The sequence below is a fragment of the Streptomyces sp. CNQ329 genome, assembly GCF_000482585.1.
Window position 1 is genome coordinate 93,789 of record NZ_AXVU01000015.1, and the last position, 14,207, is coordinate 107,995.

Sequence of the window (14,207 nt, forward strand, 5' to 3'; positions counted from 1 at the left end):
CTAGGGGTGCTGACGGCGTGTCACAGCGTCAATCCAGGTTTGATCTGGAGAATGTCCGCTCAATCGAGTGGTCTGCCACCGGACTGTTTGCCCCCCGACCGGGCCGCGGCGGCGGCGGGGGCCTTCCCGCCGCCGTCCTTCCCCTTGCTGACCTGGCTGTTCTTGCCATCCTTGGCGTCCTTGCCGTTGGCCGCGAGGGTACCGGGGCTCTCGAAGGACTCCAGGGCTTCGAGGACGTCCTGCACGCGGGAGATCTCCGCGTTGATGTCCTCGCGTCTGCGGGTGATCAACTCCAGTTCGCGGCGGCCCTCGTCGACCATCCGCTTGGCCTCGGCGCGCGCCTCGGCCTTCGTCCGCTCGGCCGCGTCGAACGCCTCGGCCTGCTTCTGCCCGGCCTCGTTGAGGAGCCCTTCCGCCTTCTTCACGGCGGAGATACGGACCCTGTCCGCCTCGCTCTTGGCCTCGGTGAGCATCTGCTCGGCGCGTGTCTCGGCCGCGTTGAGCTGCTCGTGAGCCGCTGCGACGAGCTTGTCGACGCGCTCGCCGGCGGCCTTGGTGGCCTCCGCCGCCTCACGCCGCGCGCGGTCGTGCAGCGCGTCGGTCTCGGCCTCGGTGCGGGTACGCAACTCCTCGGCGCGCTCGCGGATCGCGTGGGAGTCCCGGCGGGCCTCCTCCAGCATCCGGTCGGCGTCCGCGCGGGCCTTCTCCACCAGACCGCTCGCCTCCGACGTGGCGTCGCGCACCAGCCGATCGGATTCCTTGCGGGCGGCGGCGACCATCACGTCGGCCTGTTCCTCGGCCGCGGCGGTGGCCCGGGTCGCCTCGTCGTGCGCCTTCTCGATCAGCTTGTCGGCCTGCTCAGCGGCCTCCGTACGGCGCTTCGCGGCGTCGCCGCGGGACTCGTCCCGGACCCGTTCGGCCTCGGTACGCAGCCTTTCGGACTCTGCTAGCGCCTCGTTGACGGTCGATTCCGCCAACTCCTTGGCGGCGTCCGTCTCTTCCTTGGTCTCCCGGCGCAGCGTCGCCGCGGCGTGCTCCGCGGCCGAGCGCAGCCCCGCGATCTCCTCCTCGGCCTGACCGCGCAGCTCGCTGACCGAGTCCCGTACCTGCTGAGCGGTCTGCTCGGCCGCGGCGACCAGCTCGCGTGCCCGGCGCTCCGACTCCTCGGTGACCCGGGCGGCCTCGGTCTGCGCCTCCTCGACCCGCTTGCGCGCCGAGGCCAGCAGCTCCTCGGCCTGCCGGGTGGCCTGCGTGCGCTCGCGTTCGGCCTCGCCGCGGGCGGAGGTGAGCAGCTCCTCGGCCTCGCGCCGCCGGCGCGCGGCCTCCTCCTGGGCGGCGGTCAGCGCCTCCTGCGCCTCGGCCGCCAGCCGCTCGGCGGCGGCGGACGCCTCGGAGCGGATCCGGTCGGCAGCCTCCTGGGCCTCGCCGCGCAGTCGCTCAGACTCGCCCGTGGCGTCCTCGTGCAGCCGCCGGGCGGCGGCCTCGGCCTCGGCGCGGGTCGCGGCCGTCTCGGCGGCGGCCTCCTCGCGCATCCGGGTCGCCTCGGACTGGGCCTGCTGCTGGAGCGTACGCAGCCGCTCCGCGGCCTCCGCGCGCAGCCGCTCGGTCTCCTCCGCGGCCTCCCGGCGGATCCGCTCCGCCTCGCCGCGGGCCTCGGCCAGCGCCTCGTCGGCGGCCGTGACCCGGGCGGCGGCCTCCTGCTGGAGCCGGTCCAGCTCCGTCTGCACCTCGGCGCGGCGGGCGGCGGCGGCTTCGTCGGCCTCCGTGCGCGTCTTGCGCGCCGCCTCCTCCGCCGCCTCGGTGATCTTCTGCGCCTGCGCCTCGCCCTCGGCGCGCAGCTCGTCGGCCTCGGTGCGGGCCTTGGCGAGCGCCTCCTCGGCCCGCTCGCGCAGCGTCGCGGCCCGCTCCGCGGCCTCGCCGCGCACCCGCTCGCCCTCGGCCGTGGCGGCCTCGCGCAGCTCCTCGGCGTCGGTGCCGGCCTTCGCGAGCAGCTCCTCGGCGGACTTCGCCGCCTCCTCGATCTGCGCGACCGCGTCCCGGCGGGCCTCGCCGCGGATCCGCTCACCCTCGGCCGTGGCCTCCGCGCGCAACTGCTCGGCCTCGTCGCGCAGCCGCCGGGCCTCGCCCTGCAGCTCGACCGTCTTGGCCCGGAACTCCTCGGTGTCGTCCTTGGCCGCACCCTTGAGCTGCTCGGCCGCCGCCGCGGCCTCGTCCCGCAGCCGCTCGGCCTCCGCCTCCGCCTCCCGGCGGATCCGGTCGGCCTCCTCGCCGGCCGCCCTGGTGGTGTCCTCGGCCTGCTTGGACGCCTTGTTGAGCACGTCCTCCGCGGTCTTGGCGGCCTTGGCGATGGCGTTCGCGCTGTCCTCGGCGGAGCGCGTACGGGCCGTCTCCTCGGCCTCCGCGATCAGGGCCTCGGCCTGCGTGCGCGCATCGGCCCGCACCTGCTCGGCCTCCGCCTTGAGCGCCTCGGCCTCCTTGGTGGCCTCGCCGACCAGCCGCGCGATCTCGTTGCGCGTGGTGCGCATCCGCTGGTCGGCGCCGGCCTCGGTCTCGGCGATCTTCTTGGACGCCGCCTCCTCGGCCCGGGCCACCAGCCGGTCCGCCTCGGTGCGCGCGGCACGCAGCGCGGTCTCGGCCTCGGCGAGCTTCTCCTCCGCCCGGCGCTGCGCCTCCGTCGCCTCCCGGCGGGCCTCCTCCGCCTCCCCGGCCGAGGAACTGCGCAACCGCTCGGCGTGGGTGGTGGCCTCCTGGGCCTGGGTGGACGCCGCGTTCAGCAGCCGCTCGGCATCCGCGCGGGCGCGCCGCAGCAGGTCGTCGGCCTCGGCGCGGGCGGCCTGTGCCTCGCTGCCGGCCCGCTGGCGGGTCTGCTCCGACTGGCGCTGGGCCTCGGCCCGGGCGGCGGCGATGATCCGGTCCGCCTCGGTCCTGGTCTCGTCCATGAGCCGGCGGGCCTGCGCCTCGGTACGGGAGCGCAACTGCTCGGCCCAGGAGACGTTCTCGTTGACGTGGGTCTCGACGGTGGTGCGGCGCTCCGCCAGCTCCTCGTCCAGCCGCTGCCGCCGGGCGATGGCCTCGGCGTGCAGGTCGGCCTCCATCCGGGCCTGACGCTCGGCGTGCTCCTGCAGCAGCCGCTGCGCCTGGGCGCGGGCCTCGCGCAGCTCGCGCTCGACGTCGGCGCGCAACTGATCGGCCTGCGCCTGGGCATTGCGCAGCAACTGCTCGGCCTGGTGCGAGGCGCTCTCGAAGGAGTTGCGGGCGCCGAGTCCGCGGCGCGCCTCGTGCAGCTTGGCGCGCAGCACCTCGACCTGGTAGCCGAGGTCCTCGGCGTGCTGGACGGCCTTCTCCCGCTCCTTCTTCAGCCGCTCGATCTCGGCCTCGAACTGCGAGAGCCCGTCCATCACGGCGTCAGGCTCGTAGCGGTCGTAGCCCCGCACTGCGCGGTCCCATCCGTCCCCGGGTCGTTTCTGCGTTACTGGCGATGACAATGACGATGACGTGTGCTGCGTTCGTGGTGCTGGTACCGATGGTGTCAGATGATCGGGCCGCCCAGGACGCGGGCGGCCCCCTGCACTCTACCGGCCATGGGAATCAAAGGTCAGTGTGCGCCCGCGGCCGATGCGGAAGTGACCAATTCTGTGAGCACGCCGTGGCAGTCCTTGGGATGCAGGAAGGTGATCCGCGAGCCCATCGAGCCGCGCCGCGGCTCGTCATAGAGGACGCGTACGCCCTTGTCACGGATGGCGCCGGCGTCGGCGTCGACGTCCGCCGTGCCGAAGGCGATGTGGTGGACGCCCTCGCCGTTCTTCGCCAGCCACTTGCCGACCGCCGAGTCCTCGCGAACGGGTTCGAGCAACTGCAGGTACGAGGCGCCGCCGTCGGACGTCTCGTTGATCTTCAACATGGCCTCGCGGACACCCTGTTCCTCGTTGACCTCGGTGTGGAACACCTCGAAGCCGTAGGTGGCGCGGTAGAACTCGACGGTCGCGTCGAGGTCATGACAGGCGATTCCGATGTGGTCGATGCGCGTCAGCATGCGCCCAGTCCATCGCCGCCCGGGAGGTTACGCAACGTGCGCACGGTCACACCGAACGAACCGTGACCCGGCCCCGAACCGGTCAGTACGCTGAAGTTAACCCTCATTCACTTCTCCCCGAAGGGGATGCGCATGACCGGTAGTGGCACGTCAGGCAGCACGTCCGTGATCGTCGCGGGCGCCCGAACACCCATGGGGCGCCTGCTGGGCTCCCTCAAGCCGTTCTCCGGCGCCGATCTGGGCGGCTTCGCCATCGAGGCGGCACTGACGCGTGCGGGCGTCGCGCCGGCCCAGGTGGAGTACGTGATCATGGGGCAGGTGCTCCAGGCCGGGGCCGGGCAGATCCCGGCGCGGCAGGCCGCGGTCAGGGCGGGCATCCCGATGAACGTGCCCGCGCTGACGGTGAACAAGGTGTGCCTGTCGGGACTCGACGCCATCGCCCTGGCCGACCAGCTCATCCGCGCCGGCGAGTTCGACGTCGTCGTCGCCGGCGGCCAGGAGTCCATGACCAACGCCCCCCACCTGCTGCCGAAGTCCCGGGAGGGCGTGAAGTACGGCGCGCTGGAGATGCTCGACTCCATGGCGCACGACGGGCTCACCGACTCCTTCGAGGGCATCGCCATGGGCGAGTCCACCGAGAAGCACAACGCCCGCCTCGGCATCGGCCGCGAGCCGCAGGACGCCTTCGCCGCCGCGTCCCACCAGCGGGCCGCCGCCGCGCAGTCACGCGGCGTCTTCGCCGAGGAGATCACCCCCGTCGAGGTACCCCGGGGCAAGGGCGTCTCCGTGGTCGTCGACACCGACGAGGGCATCCGCCCCGGCACCACCGCCGAGTCGCTCGCCAGGCTGCGCCCCGCCTTCGCGCCCGACGGCACGATCACCGCCGGCTCCGCCTCGCAGATCTCCGACGGCGCCGCCGCCGTGGTCGTGATGAGCCGGGCCAGGGCCGAGGAGCTGGGGCTGCCCTGGCTGGCCGAGATCGGGGCCCACGGGAACGTCGCGGGCCCGGACAACTCGCTGCAGTCGCAGCCCTCGAACGCGATCCTGCACGCGCTGAAGAAGGAGGGCATGGACGTCGGCGACCTCGACCTCATCGAGATCAACGAGGCGTTCGCGGCGGTCGCCGTGCAGTCCATGAGGGACCTCGGCGTCACCCCCGAAAAGGTGAACGTCAACGGCGGCGCCATCGCGCTGGGTCACCCGATCGGTATGTCGGGCGCCCGGCTCGTGCTGCACCTCGCCCTCGAACTGAAGCGCCGAGGCGGCGGCGCCGGCGCCGCGGCCCTGTGCGGGGGCGGCGGCCAGGGCGACGCGCTGGTGGTCCGGGTGCCGGCGTCCTGACGGCCGGTGGCGGACCCCGCCGCCCGGGGCCACCGGGAGCACGTGTTCCCGGGGCGGGCCGCGGGCGGCGGCAGGGCCGGGTGCCGGCCGCCGGGGGCCGGGGCACGTCCCGGTTTGGGCAGGGGACGGGGCTGGGGAGACAGCCCCGTACGGACGCAAGGAGCGATCACACATGCCAGCCGCAGACGTAGCCGCGCTCGTGGCCGCCGCCCGTGAGGGCAGCCCGCGGGCCGTCGCCCGGCTCATCACCCTGGTCGAGGGCGCCTCGCCGCACCTGCGCGAGGTGATGGCCGCCCTCGCCCCGCTCGCCGGCCGGGCCTACGTCGTCGGGCTCACCGGATCGCCCGGCGTCGGCAAGTCCACGTCCACCTCCGCCCTGGTCGGCGCGTACCGCAAGCGCGGCAAGCGGGTCGGCGTGCTGGCCGTCGACCCCTCCTCGCCGTTCTCCGGCGGCGCGCTGCTCGGCGACCGGGTGCGGATGGGCGAGCACGCCTCCGACCCCGGCGTCTACATCCGCTCCATGGCCACCCGCGGCCACCTCGGCGGGCTGGCCTGGTCCGCGCCGCAGGCGATCCGCGTCCTGGACGCCGCCGGCTGCGACGTGGTGCTGGTGGAGACCGTCGGCGTCGGGCAGTCGGAGGTGGACATCGCCGGGCAGGCCGACACCTGCGTGGTGCTGCTGGCACCCGGCATGGGCGACGGCATCCAGGCGGCCAAGGCCGGGATCCTGGAGATCGGCGACGTGTACGTGGTGAACAAGGCCGACCGCGACGGCGCCGACGCCACCGCCCGCGAGCTGAACCACATGCTCGGCCTCGGCGAGGCCCGTGCCCCCGGCGACTGGCGCCCGCCCATCGTGCGGACGGTCGCCGCCCGCGACGAGGGCACCGACGAGGTCGTCGAGGCGCTGGAGAAGCACCGCGCGTGGATGGAGGAGCACGGTGTGCTGGCCGCGCGCCGGCTGCGGCGGGCGGCCGGGGAGGTCGAGACGATCGCGGTCACGGCGCTGCGTGAGCGCATGGCCGACCTGCACGGCGACCGGCGGCTGTCGGCGCTCGCCGAGCGGATCACCGCGGGGGAGCTGGACCCGTACGCCGCCGCCGACGAACTGCTCGAAGGGCTCACCGGCGGCTGACGCCGGACGCCGGCCGCGGGCGTACGGACCGGGCCCGGCCCGTACGCCGTCCGCCGCGCGCTACCGGCCGTACCCCGCGGGAGTGCCGCCCGGCACGCCCTGCTGATGCGGCACCGCACCGGTCGCCAGCCCCGCCTGCATCGTCTCCGTCGACTGCAGCAGCACCTGCCCGGCGCCCGTGAACTGGAACTGGTGCTCCTCGCCGGACGCGCCGCCGATGCCGGTCATCGCGCGGATGCCGCCGAGGAGGCCCTGCATGTAGCCGTGGTCGTAGTGGTGGCACGGGGAGGGGCAGTCGGCCCACCCCACCAGCGCCTGCGGGTCCACCCGGATCGGCGGCTCGACGAAGACGACGGCGCCGTTGGAGACGGCGACGAACGTGCCCGTGCCGATCAGCGTGAGGAAGCCGGGCACGATCGACTGCTTCAGTTCCAGGCCCGGCTCGAACGCCAGCAGGTTCCCGGAGCGGATCGTGAGGTTGCCGTCGTCCAGGTCGTAGGAGTTGACGTCGAAGGCCCGGTCGGCGAGCAGCATCACGCCGTTGCCGTTCGCCACCACCCAGTCGGCCGCGTGCAGCGGCGAGTGGAAGCTGCCGGCGACCAGCCCGTCGAACGCCCCGTGGCCGACGCCCTCGAAGGAGATCTGCCCGTAGTAGGCGATCATCTTCCCCTTCTGCAGGAACCACTGCCCGTTGAGGGCGACGCTGTAGGCGTAGGGGTGGACGTTGTCGTTGCGCGGCAGCGTGTTCATGTCGTGGACGACGGGTCCGGCGTTCACAGCTTCTCCTCCGATGCCTGCACGTACACCGTGCCGTTGCCCGACAGCTCCAGTTGGAACGCCTCGCCGGAGCCGCGTCCCACCATGTCGCGCCAGCCGAGCGCGGTGGAGAGCTTGTTCTGCACCTGGCCGCGGTGCGCGACGTACGCCTGCGGGTCGACGTGCACCGGACGCTGCGGGGTGATCGGCAGCTCCAGTACGCCGCCGTGGGCCATCACCGCCGCGGCGCCGTGCCCGGCCAGGGTGGTGGTGAACAGGCCCTGCCCGGTGACCTGGCCGCGGACCATGCCCATGACGCCGCCCTGCGAGCCCATGAACATCGTGCCCTGCTGGAGCGAGCCGTCGAAGGCCAGCAGCCGGTCGGCCTCCACGTACAGGGTGTCGCCGGTCATCTCGATCACGTGCACCTCGTGGCCGCCGTGCCCGAACATCACCGTGCCCGAGCCCGCGACGGTCATCAGCGGCGTCGCCTCGTTCGCCACCCGGCGGCCGATCATCGACGTCAGCCCGCCCTGGCCGCCCTGGATGTTGGGCGTGAAGCTGACCTGCCCGGTGTACGCGAGCATCGCCCCCCGCTGGCTGTACATCGTCTGGCCGGGCAGCACCTGTGCTTCGGCGATCTTCGAATTGAGCATGCGGAACGGCATGTCAGACCTGACCCCCCACCGTGTTGCGCTCGCTGGGCTGGACGTAGACCAGCCCGTCGCCCTCGAAGCGGATCTGGAACCCCTCGCCGCCGCCCTCGCCGATGAGGGTCCGGAACGTCGCGCCGGACTGGAAGTGCTGCTGTACCCGGCCGGTATGGGCGACGTACGCGCCGGGGTCGACGACCAGCGGCATGCCCGGCGTCACCCGCAGCACCACCGCGGGCCCGTCCGACATGACGGCGGCCTGCCCCGTGCCCTCCACCGTGGTGGTGAACAGCCCGGTGCCGGTGCTCGCGCCGCGCATGCCCGTGAAGCTCGTTCCCGTCTTCAGCCCGCCGTCGGTCGCCAGCAGGTTGCTCGACTCCACGTAGAGCGTGTCGGCCTGCAGTCCGACGAGATTGATCACGCTGGCCCGGTCGGCGAAGTAGCAGGTGCCCTGCCCCTTCACCTCCATCAGCTCCATCGACTCGCCGGTCAGCCGGCGCGTCACCATCCCCCGTATTCCCTCGCCGCCCCCCGTGAGCTTCTTGAAGGCCATCTGGCCGTCGTAGGCGACCATCGAGCCGTTCTTCGCCTTCACCGCGTCGCCGGCCATGTCCACGGCCAGCACCTTGCTGCCTTGCAGTCGAAACTGAGCCACGGTGCGACGCTAGTGGCTCGGCCACCCCTCCAGGAAGGCCGGGTATGAGCGGCTGACACAATGGGTCCAGTTTGCCCGGGGACATCCCCCGGAATCCGGACGAACCGAAGGCTTTCCCGTGGACATCGACACCGCATCCGCCCTCCGCCGGCTCCGGCTGATCTCGGCCCCCGAGGCGGTCTCCTTCCTTCTGCTGCTCGTGTGCTCCGTGCTCAAGCGGACGACCGAGTTCGACGCGGTCCCGGTCATGGGCATGATCCACGGGGTGCTCTTCGTCGGGTACGTGCTCTTCCTCGCCGACGCCTGGAACCGCACCCGCTGGCCGGTCAAGCGCGCCGCCCTGTACTTCGTCCTCGCCGTCCTGCCCGGCGGCGGCTTCGTCGCCGAGCGGATGCTGCGGCGCGAGGTGGAGGCCGGGATCATCGCCGCCCGCGCCCGCCGTGAGGGCGTCGTCGGCGCCTGACCGCCGCCTGCCGGCGCTTCCTCCGACCCCTTCGCGGGGCGGAACCCCCCGCTCGGCCCTCTCCGGTTCGACACTCGGTGCATTTCCGCCTTTGGTGGGATATGTCGGCGTTGTCGTATCTGCGGAGGGACTGTGCGCCCGGAAGGCTATGACTACGAGAAGTTCAGCCGCCTCGCGGGGCCGCTGACGGACCCCGGTCCGTCCCGGCCCTACCGGGTCCGCTACACGCGCCTGCTCTCCCGTGAGCCGCACCGCGTCCGGGCGATCCTGCTCATGGCGTGCGCGCCGCTGGTGTCCTGCGCCCTGCTGCTCTACCTGGTCTGGCCCTCGCACTGGACCGAGCGCACCGGAGCACCGCCCTGGCTGCTCACCGCGGACGCGGTGATGCTCCTGTCGATCGGTCTGATCGAGACCTTCCGGCTGGTCAACGTCGTGTCGATCGCGCACGCCACGATGGTCGCCCGCGACCCCGTCCCGGTCACCGCCGAGCCCGGCACCCGGGTGGCCTTCCTCACCACGTACGTGCCCGGCAAGGAACCCATATCCATGGTGCGCGCCACGCTCAGCGGCGCGGTCGCGCTGCGGCACGACGGGCCGCTGGACGTCTGGCTGCTGGACGAGGGCGACGACCCCGAGGCCCGCGCGCTCTGCGCCGAACTGGGCGTACGGCACTTCAGCCGCAAGGGCGTGCCGCAGTGGAACACCGCCGAGGGCGCGCACCGCGCCAGGACCAAGCACGGCAACTACAACGCCTGGCTGGCCGCGTACGGCGACGGCTACGACTTCTTCGCCTCGGTCGACACCGACCACGTGCCCCTGCCGAACTACCTGGAGCGGATGCTCGGCTACTTCCGCGACCCCGACGTCGCCTTCGTCGTCGGACCGCAGGTCTACGGCAACTACGACACCGCCGTCACCAAGCTCGCGGAGAGCCAGCAGTACCTCTTCCACGCGCTGATCCAGCGCGCCGGCAACGCCTACGGCTCGCCGATGTTCGTCGGCACCAACAACGCCGTCCGCATCACCGCCCTCAAGCAGATCGGCGGCCTCTACGACTCGATCACCGAGGACATGGCCACCGGCTTCGAGCTGCACCGCACCCGCAACCCGGACACCGGCCGGCACTGGTCGTCGGTCTACACCCCGGACGTGCTGGCCGTCGGCGAGGGGCCCACCTCCTGGACCGACTTCTTCACCCAGCAGATGCGCTGGTCGCGCGGCACGTACGAGACGCTCATCGGCCAGTACGGCCGCGGCGGGCGGCGCTTCCCCCTCCGCCGGCTCCTCAACTACTCGCTCATGCTGGTCTACTACCCGATGACCGCGGTCACCTGGTTTCTCGGCGCCCTGAGCTGCGTCCTCTTCCTCTGGCTGGGCGCCTCCGGCACCCAGGTGCCGGCCTCGGTCTGGCTGATGCTCTACAGCGACGCGGCGGCCCTGCAGATCGGCCTGTACCTGTGGAACCGGCGGCACAACGTCTCGCCACACGAGCCCGAGGGCTCCGGCGGGCTGGCCGGGATGCTGATGTCGGCGATGTCGGCGCCGATCTACTTCACGTCCTTCAAGGCGGCGGTGCTGCGCCGGCCGTGCCGGTTCGTGGTGACGCCCAAGGGCGGTGACGCGAGCCCGGACCGGGTGGCGACGTTCCGTATCCATCTGTTCTGGGCGGGGCTCCTCGCCGTCTCGTTCCCGGTGTCGGTGCTGCTGGGCCACACCCACGTCGCGATGCGCACCTGGACGGTGCTCGGGGTGTGCATCGCGCTCGGGCCGGCGGTGATCTGGGTCTGCTCCGCGTGGCAGGTACGCCGCGCGGTCCGGCGCGAGGACACACGGCGCCGCGCGGCCGTGGCCACCGCCGCCCCCGTCCAGAGCCGGGCCGCAGGGCTGAGGACGAGGCCGTGGTCCCCGGCCGGGGCGGCCGGGGATCCGGGCGCCGGCCTGCCCGCGACGCCGGCGGGGGCACCGGCCACCGCCACGGCGACGCCGGCGACCACGGCGGGCACCTCTGCGACGACGACTGGGAGCTGATCCATGGCGTACCGGCCCGGCAAGCGGTTCAAGAAGGCGGCGATCGGCACGGGTGTGGTCGTGCTGCTGGCAGGGCTCAACGCTCCCGCGGCCATCGGCTTCGCCGAGGAGCAGTACCGCGAGTACCGGATATCCCGGCCGGACTACCAGCGCAGGTACGGCTCCTGGCAGATGCAGGAGACCCCGGACTCCTACCGCCTCAACGCCATCCACGCCACGCTGCTGCACACCGGCAAGGTCCTGCTCATCGCCGGCTCGGGCAACGACGAGAAGCAGTTCGACGCCGGCACGTTCCGCACCGTGCTGTGGGACCCGGAGAAGAACAGCTACGAGGAGACACCCACCCCCGCCGACCTGTTCTGCGCCGGCCACACCCAACTGGCCGACGGCCGGCTGCTGGTCGCCGGCGGCACCGCGCGCTACGAACGGCTCGACGGCGACGTCGACCGCGCCGGCGGCCGGATGCTGGTGAAGAACGAGAACCCGGACAAGTCCGTCAGGCTCAAGAAGGGCACCGGCTTCATAGCCCCCTCCGGCCTCGTCTACCGCACCACCGCCGGGGTCACCGTGCCGGCCGCGGAGAAGAAGAACGCCGGGCGCGGCAAGGGAACGGTCGTCACCGCCGCCGAGGCCAACGTCTTCGTCGAGGCGGAGGAGGAGGGCGACGGCTATGTCCAGGACCGGCAGGCGCAGTACGAGGTCGAGAACCTGACCGGCAAGGACGCGGACAACGTCTACGGCCTGGCGCAGAAGCTGAGCATGGACAAGCAGGACTTCCAGGGGATCAAGGACACCTTCGAGTTCGACCCGGTCGAGGAGCGCTACGTGCGCGTCGACCCGATGGACAAGGCCCGCTGGTACCCGACGCTCGTGACGCTGCCGGACGGCAAGGTGCTGTCGGTCTCCGGTCTCGACGAGTCGGGCGAGATCCTCTACGGCGACAACGAGGTCTACGACCCCGCGACCGGGAAGTGGTCCAAGGGGCCCAACCACTACTTCCCGACGTACCCGGCGCTCTTCCTCACCGCGGGCGGCAAGCTCTTCTACTCCGGCGCCAACGCGGGCTACGGCCCCGCCGACCGCGGCCGCAAGCCCGGGATCTGGGACCTGGAGGACAACACCTTCACCACCGTCCCCGGCATGACCGACCCCGGCCAACTGGAGACCGCGAGCTCGCTGCTGCTGCCGCCCGCGCAGGACCAGAAGGTCATGGTGCTCGGCGGGGGCGGGGTGGGGGAGTCGGTGAAGTCCACGCCCCGCACCGCGATCATCGACCTGACCGAGGAAGACCCGGCGTACGAGGACGGCCCCCCGCTGCCCCAGGGCACCCGGTACCTCAACAGCGTGATCCTGCCGGACGACACGGTCTTCACCAGCGGCGGCTCGGCCGACTACCGCGGCCGGGGCGACAGCGACATCAAGAAGGCGCAGTTCTACGACCCGGGCACCAACTCCTTCACCCGCGCCGCCGATCCGGAGGTGGGCCGCAACTACCACTCCGAGGCCGTGCTGCTGCCCGACGGCCGGGTGGCCACCTTCGGCTCCGATCCCCTCTTCGGCGACAAGGCCAACACCCGGCCGGGCACCTTCGAAAAGCGCATCGAGATCTTCACGCCGCCGTATCTGCACCGGGCAAACGAGGCGACGCGGCTGAGGATCGGCGCGGGGCCGGAGCGGCCGGGCCGCGGGCGCGAGGCGACGTACGAGGTCGCGGGGGCCGAGCGGGTGGCGAAGGCGCGGCTGATCCGGCCGGCCTCCGTCACCCACGTGACCGACGTCGAGCAGCGCTCGATCCACCTGGAGGTGACGAAGGGCGCCGGCAAGGTGACGGTGACCGTGCCGGAGGATCCGAGTCTGGTGCCGCCGGGCTGGTACATGCTCTTCGTCGTCGACCGCGAGGGCGTGCCGTCCGAGGCGAAGTGGGTGCACGTGCCCTGAGGAGCCCGTCGGCGGGGCCGCCGCCCCTCGGCCCCGCCGGCGTTCCAGGCCCGGACGGCCGGGCGCGTACGGGCGGGGGACTGCCGCGGCCCCGTACGGGAGGGGGCGCTCAGCCCGCGCGGCGGGCCAGGCCCAGGGCGTAGTCCGGCCACCACGCCCCGGCCCTGGGGCCTCCGCGGCACGGCCCGTCGGACTCCCCGGGGCGCTTGACCCACAGGAAGGCGTCGGCCCGCTCGTCGCCGGTCCGCGTCGTCGGCGGCTCGCCGAGCGCCCGCCCAGGCGGGTTGCACCACACCTCGTGCGGGGCGCCGGAGAGCGGGCCGTTGCCGTTGCGGCTGGTGTCGACGACGAAGTGGGCGCCGTCGAGCAGTTCCGAGAGCCGGCGGCCGTAGGCGAGCTGCTCCTCGGTGCGGCGGAAGTTGGAGACGTTGAGCGCGAAGCCGTCGGCCTCGCCGATGCCGGCCCGCCGCAGCGCCTGTGCCAGTGTGCCGGGGTCGGTGATCCAGGCGGAGTTCCCGGCGTCGAGGTAGACCTTGACGCCCGGGTGCCGCTTGAACCGGGCGATGGCCCCGGAGATCAGCCGGTAGCGCTCCTCGTGCAGCTCCGGCGGGGTGCAGCCGTCCACGACGTGCGGGATGGCGTCGGGTTCGAGGATCACCAGCGCCTTCGCGTCGCCGATGTTGTCGGCGAAGGCGCCGATCCAGCTCGCGTACGCGGCGGCGTCGGGCGCCCCGCCCGCGGAGTGCTGGCCGCAGTCGCGGTGCGGGATGTTGTACGCCACGAGCACGGCGGTGTGACCGCCCGCCGACGCGCCGCGGACCGCCGCGCGCACGTCGGCGCCGGGGTCGTGGGCGGCGGGCCACTCGGCGACCGGCTGGCTCGCGATCCGCTCCAGCAGCGCGGCTTCCTCCGTCCGCCCCTGCCGCTTCCACGCGTGCGCCTGGCGGGCGGCCGGGGAGCCGGGGTCCACCCAGAACGGCGACTTCGCCGCGGAGGCCGGCCGGGCCCGCTCGCCGCCCCGCGGCCCGTCCCCGTCCTCGCCGCCGTCCCGGGGCGTGCAGCCGAGCAGGAGTCCGAGGACCAGGATGCTGAGGAGCGTACGGATCCGCGCCGACATGCACTTCTCCCGCGGGAGTCGACCGAACAGAACCCGTTGATCGTGACATAGCGGAACTTTCCCTACGGAACGCCGCGCCAGCCCGGCC

Annotated in this window: 11 protein-coding genes; 5 read left to right on the forward strand and 6 right to left on the reverse strand. The window is 72.9% G+C overall.

Annotation, left to right across the window (positions count from 1 at the left end):
• Nucleotides 1-59: 59 nt before the first annotated feature.
• Nucleotides 60-3,434 (reverse strand): polarized growth protein Scy, encoded by a 3,375-nt coding sequence (scy, locus tag I003_RS0112555; protein WP_027771852.1) that lies wholly within the window; start codon nucleotides 3,432-3,434, stop codon nucleotides 60-62.
• 161 nt (nucleotides 3,435-3,595) lie between these two features.
• Nucleotides 3,596-4,033 (reverse strand): methylmalonyl-CoA epimerase, encoded by a 438-nt coding sequence (mce, locus tag I003_RS0112560; protein WP_027771853.1) that lies wholly within the window; start codon nucleotides 4,031-4,033, stop codon nucleotides 3,596-3,598.
• Between the two features lie 126 nt (nucleotides 4,034-4,159).
• Here mce and I003_RS0112565 point away from each other — a divergent pair, with 126 nt between their 5' ends.
• Nucleotides 4,160-5,374: an acetyl-CoA C-acetyltransferase gene (locus I003_RS0112565; RefSeq protein ID WP_486584194.1), complete on the forward strand. Its 1,215-nt coding sequence runs from the start codon at nucleotides 4,160-4,162 to the stop codon at nucleotides 5,372-5,374.
• Between the two features lie 172 nt (nucleotides 5,375-5,546).
• A complete protein-coding gene (gene meaB, locus I003_RS0112570) occupies nucleotides 5,547-6,509 on the forward strand; it encodes a methylmalonyl Co-A mutase-associated GTPase MeaB (protein WP_037720716.1) in 963 nt (320 codons plus the stop codon).
• A 60-nt stretch (nucleotides 6,510-6,569) separates the two neighbouring features.
• Here meaB and I003_RS0112575 read toward each other — a convergent pair whose 3' ends face one another.
• Genes I003_RS0112575 through I003_RS0112585 form a run of 3 tightly spaced genes read right to left on the reverse strand, consistent with a single transcriptional unit; the run spans nucleotide 6,570 to nucleotide 8,573 of the window.
• Complete coding sequence (locus tag I003_RS0112575; RefSeq protein ID WP_051368217.1) at nucleotides 6,570-7,259, reverse strand: AIM24 family protein; 690 nt, start codon at nucleotides 7,257-7,259, stop codon at nucleotides 6,570-6,572.
• Between the two features lie 23 nt (nucleotides 7,260-7,282).
• Entirely contained in the window at nucleotides 7,283-7,933 is a 651-nt protein-coding gene (locus I003_RS0112580; protein ID WP_027771857.1) for an AIM24 family protein, read from the reverse strand.
• A gap of 1 nt (nucleotide 7,934) precedes the next feature.
• Nucleotides 7,935-8,573: an AIM24 family protein gene (locus I003_RS0112585; RefSeq protein WP_078563965.1), complete on the reverse strand. Its 639-nt coding sequence runs from the start codon at nucleotides 8,571-8,573 to the stop codon at nucleotides 7,935-7,937.
• 118 nt (nucleotides 8,574-8,691) lie between these two features.
• Between I003_RS0112585 and I003_RS0112590 the strand changes: the two genes are divergently transcribed.
• The 3 genes from I003_RS0112590 to glxA all read left to right on the forward strand — a co-directional run bounded on the left by I003_RS0112590 (nucleotide 8,692) and on the right by glxA (nucleotide 13,002).
• Entirely contained in the window at nucleotides 8,692-9,036 is a 345-nt protein-coding gene (locus I003_RS0112590) for a DUF3817 domain-containing protein (RefSeq protein WP_027771859.1), read from the forward strand.
• 132 nt (nucleotides 9,037-9,168) lie between these two features.
• Nucleotides 9,169-11,064, forward strand: a complete 1,896-nt coding sequence (locus I003_RS0112595; RefSeq protein WP_027771860.1) for a glycosyltransferase family 2 protein — start codon at nucleotides 9,169-9,171, stop codon at nucleotides 11,062-11,064.
• Nucleotides 11,065-11,067: 3 nt separating this feature from the next.
• Nucleotides 11,068-13,002 carry a radical copper oxidase GlxA gene (gene glxA, locus I003_RS0112600; RefSeq protein ID WP_027771861.1) on the forward strand — a complete coding sequence of 645 codons (1,935 nt, stop codon included), beginning with the start codon at nucleotides 11,068-11,070 and terminating at the stop codon, nucleotides 13,000-13,002.
• Between the two features lie 109 nt (nucleotides 13,003-13,111).
• Here glxA and I003_RS0112605 read toward each other — a convergent pair whose 3' ends face one another.
• Nucleotides 13,112-14,119, reverse strand: coding sequence for a glycoside hydrolase family 6 protein (locus I003_RS0112605; protein WP_027771862.1), 1,008 nt, complete (start codon nucleotides 14,117-14,119; stop codon nucleotides 13,112-13,114).
• Nucleotides 14,120-14,207 lie beyond the last annotated feature (88 nt).

Bases quoted from the DNA above. Each gene is read 5' to 3' on its own strand.
- meaB (WP_037720716.1), top strand. From the start codon at position 5,547: ATGCCAGCCGCAGACGTAGCCGCGCTCGTGGCCGCCGCCCGTGAGGGC.
- I003_RS0112575 (WP_051368217.1), bottom strand. From the start codon at position 7,259: ATGAACACGCTGCCGCGCAACGACAACGTCCACCCCTACGCCTACAGC.
- glxA (WP_027771861.1), top strand. From the start codon at position 11,068: ATGGCGTACCGGCCCGGCAAGCGGTTCAAGAAGGCGGCGATCGGCACG.
- mce (WP_027771853.1), bottom strand. From the start codon at position 4,033: ATGCTGACGCGCATCGACCACATCGGAATCGCCTGTCATGACCTCGAC.
- I003_RS0112605 (WP_027771862.1), bottom strand. From the start codon at position 14,119: ATGTCGGCGCGGATCCGTACGCTCCTCAGCATCCTGGTCCTCGGACTC.
- I003_RS0112565 (WP_486584194.1), top strand. From the start codon at position 4,160: ATGCGCATGACCGGTAGTGGCACGTCAGGCAGCACGTCCGTGATCGTC.
- I003_RS0112580 (WP_027771857.1), bottom strand. From the start codon at position 7,933: ATGCCGTTCCGCATGCTCAATTCGAAGATCGCCGAAGCACAGGTGCTG.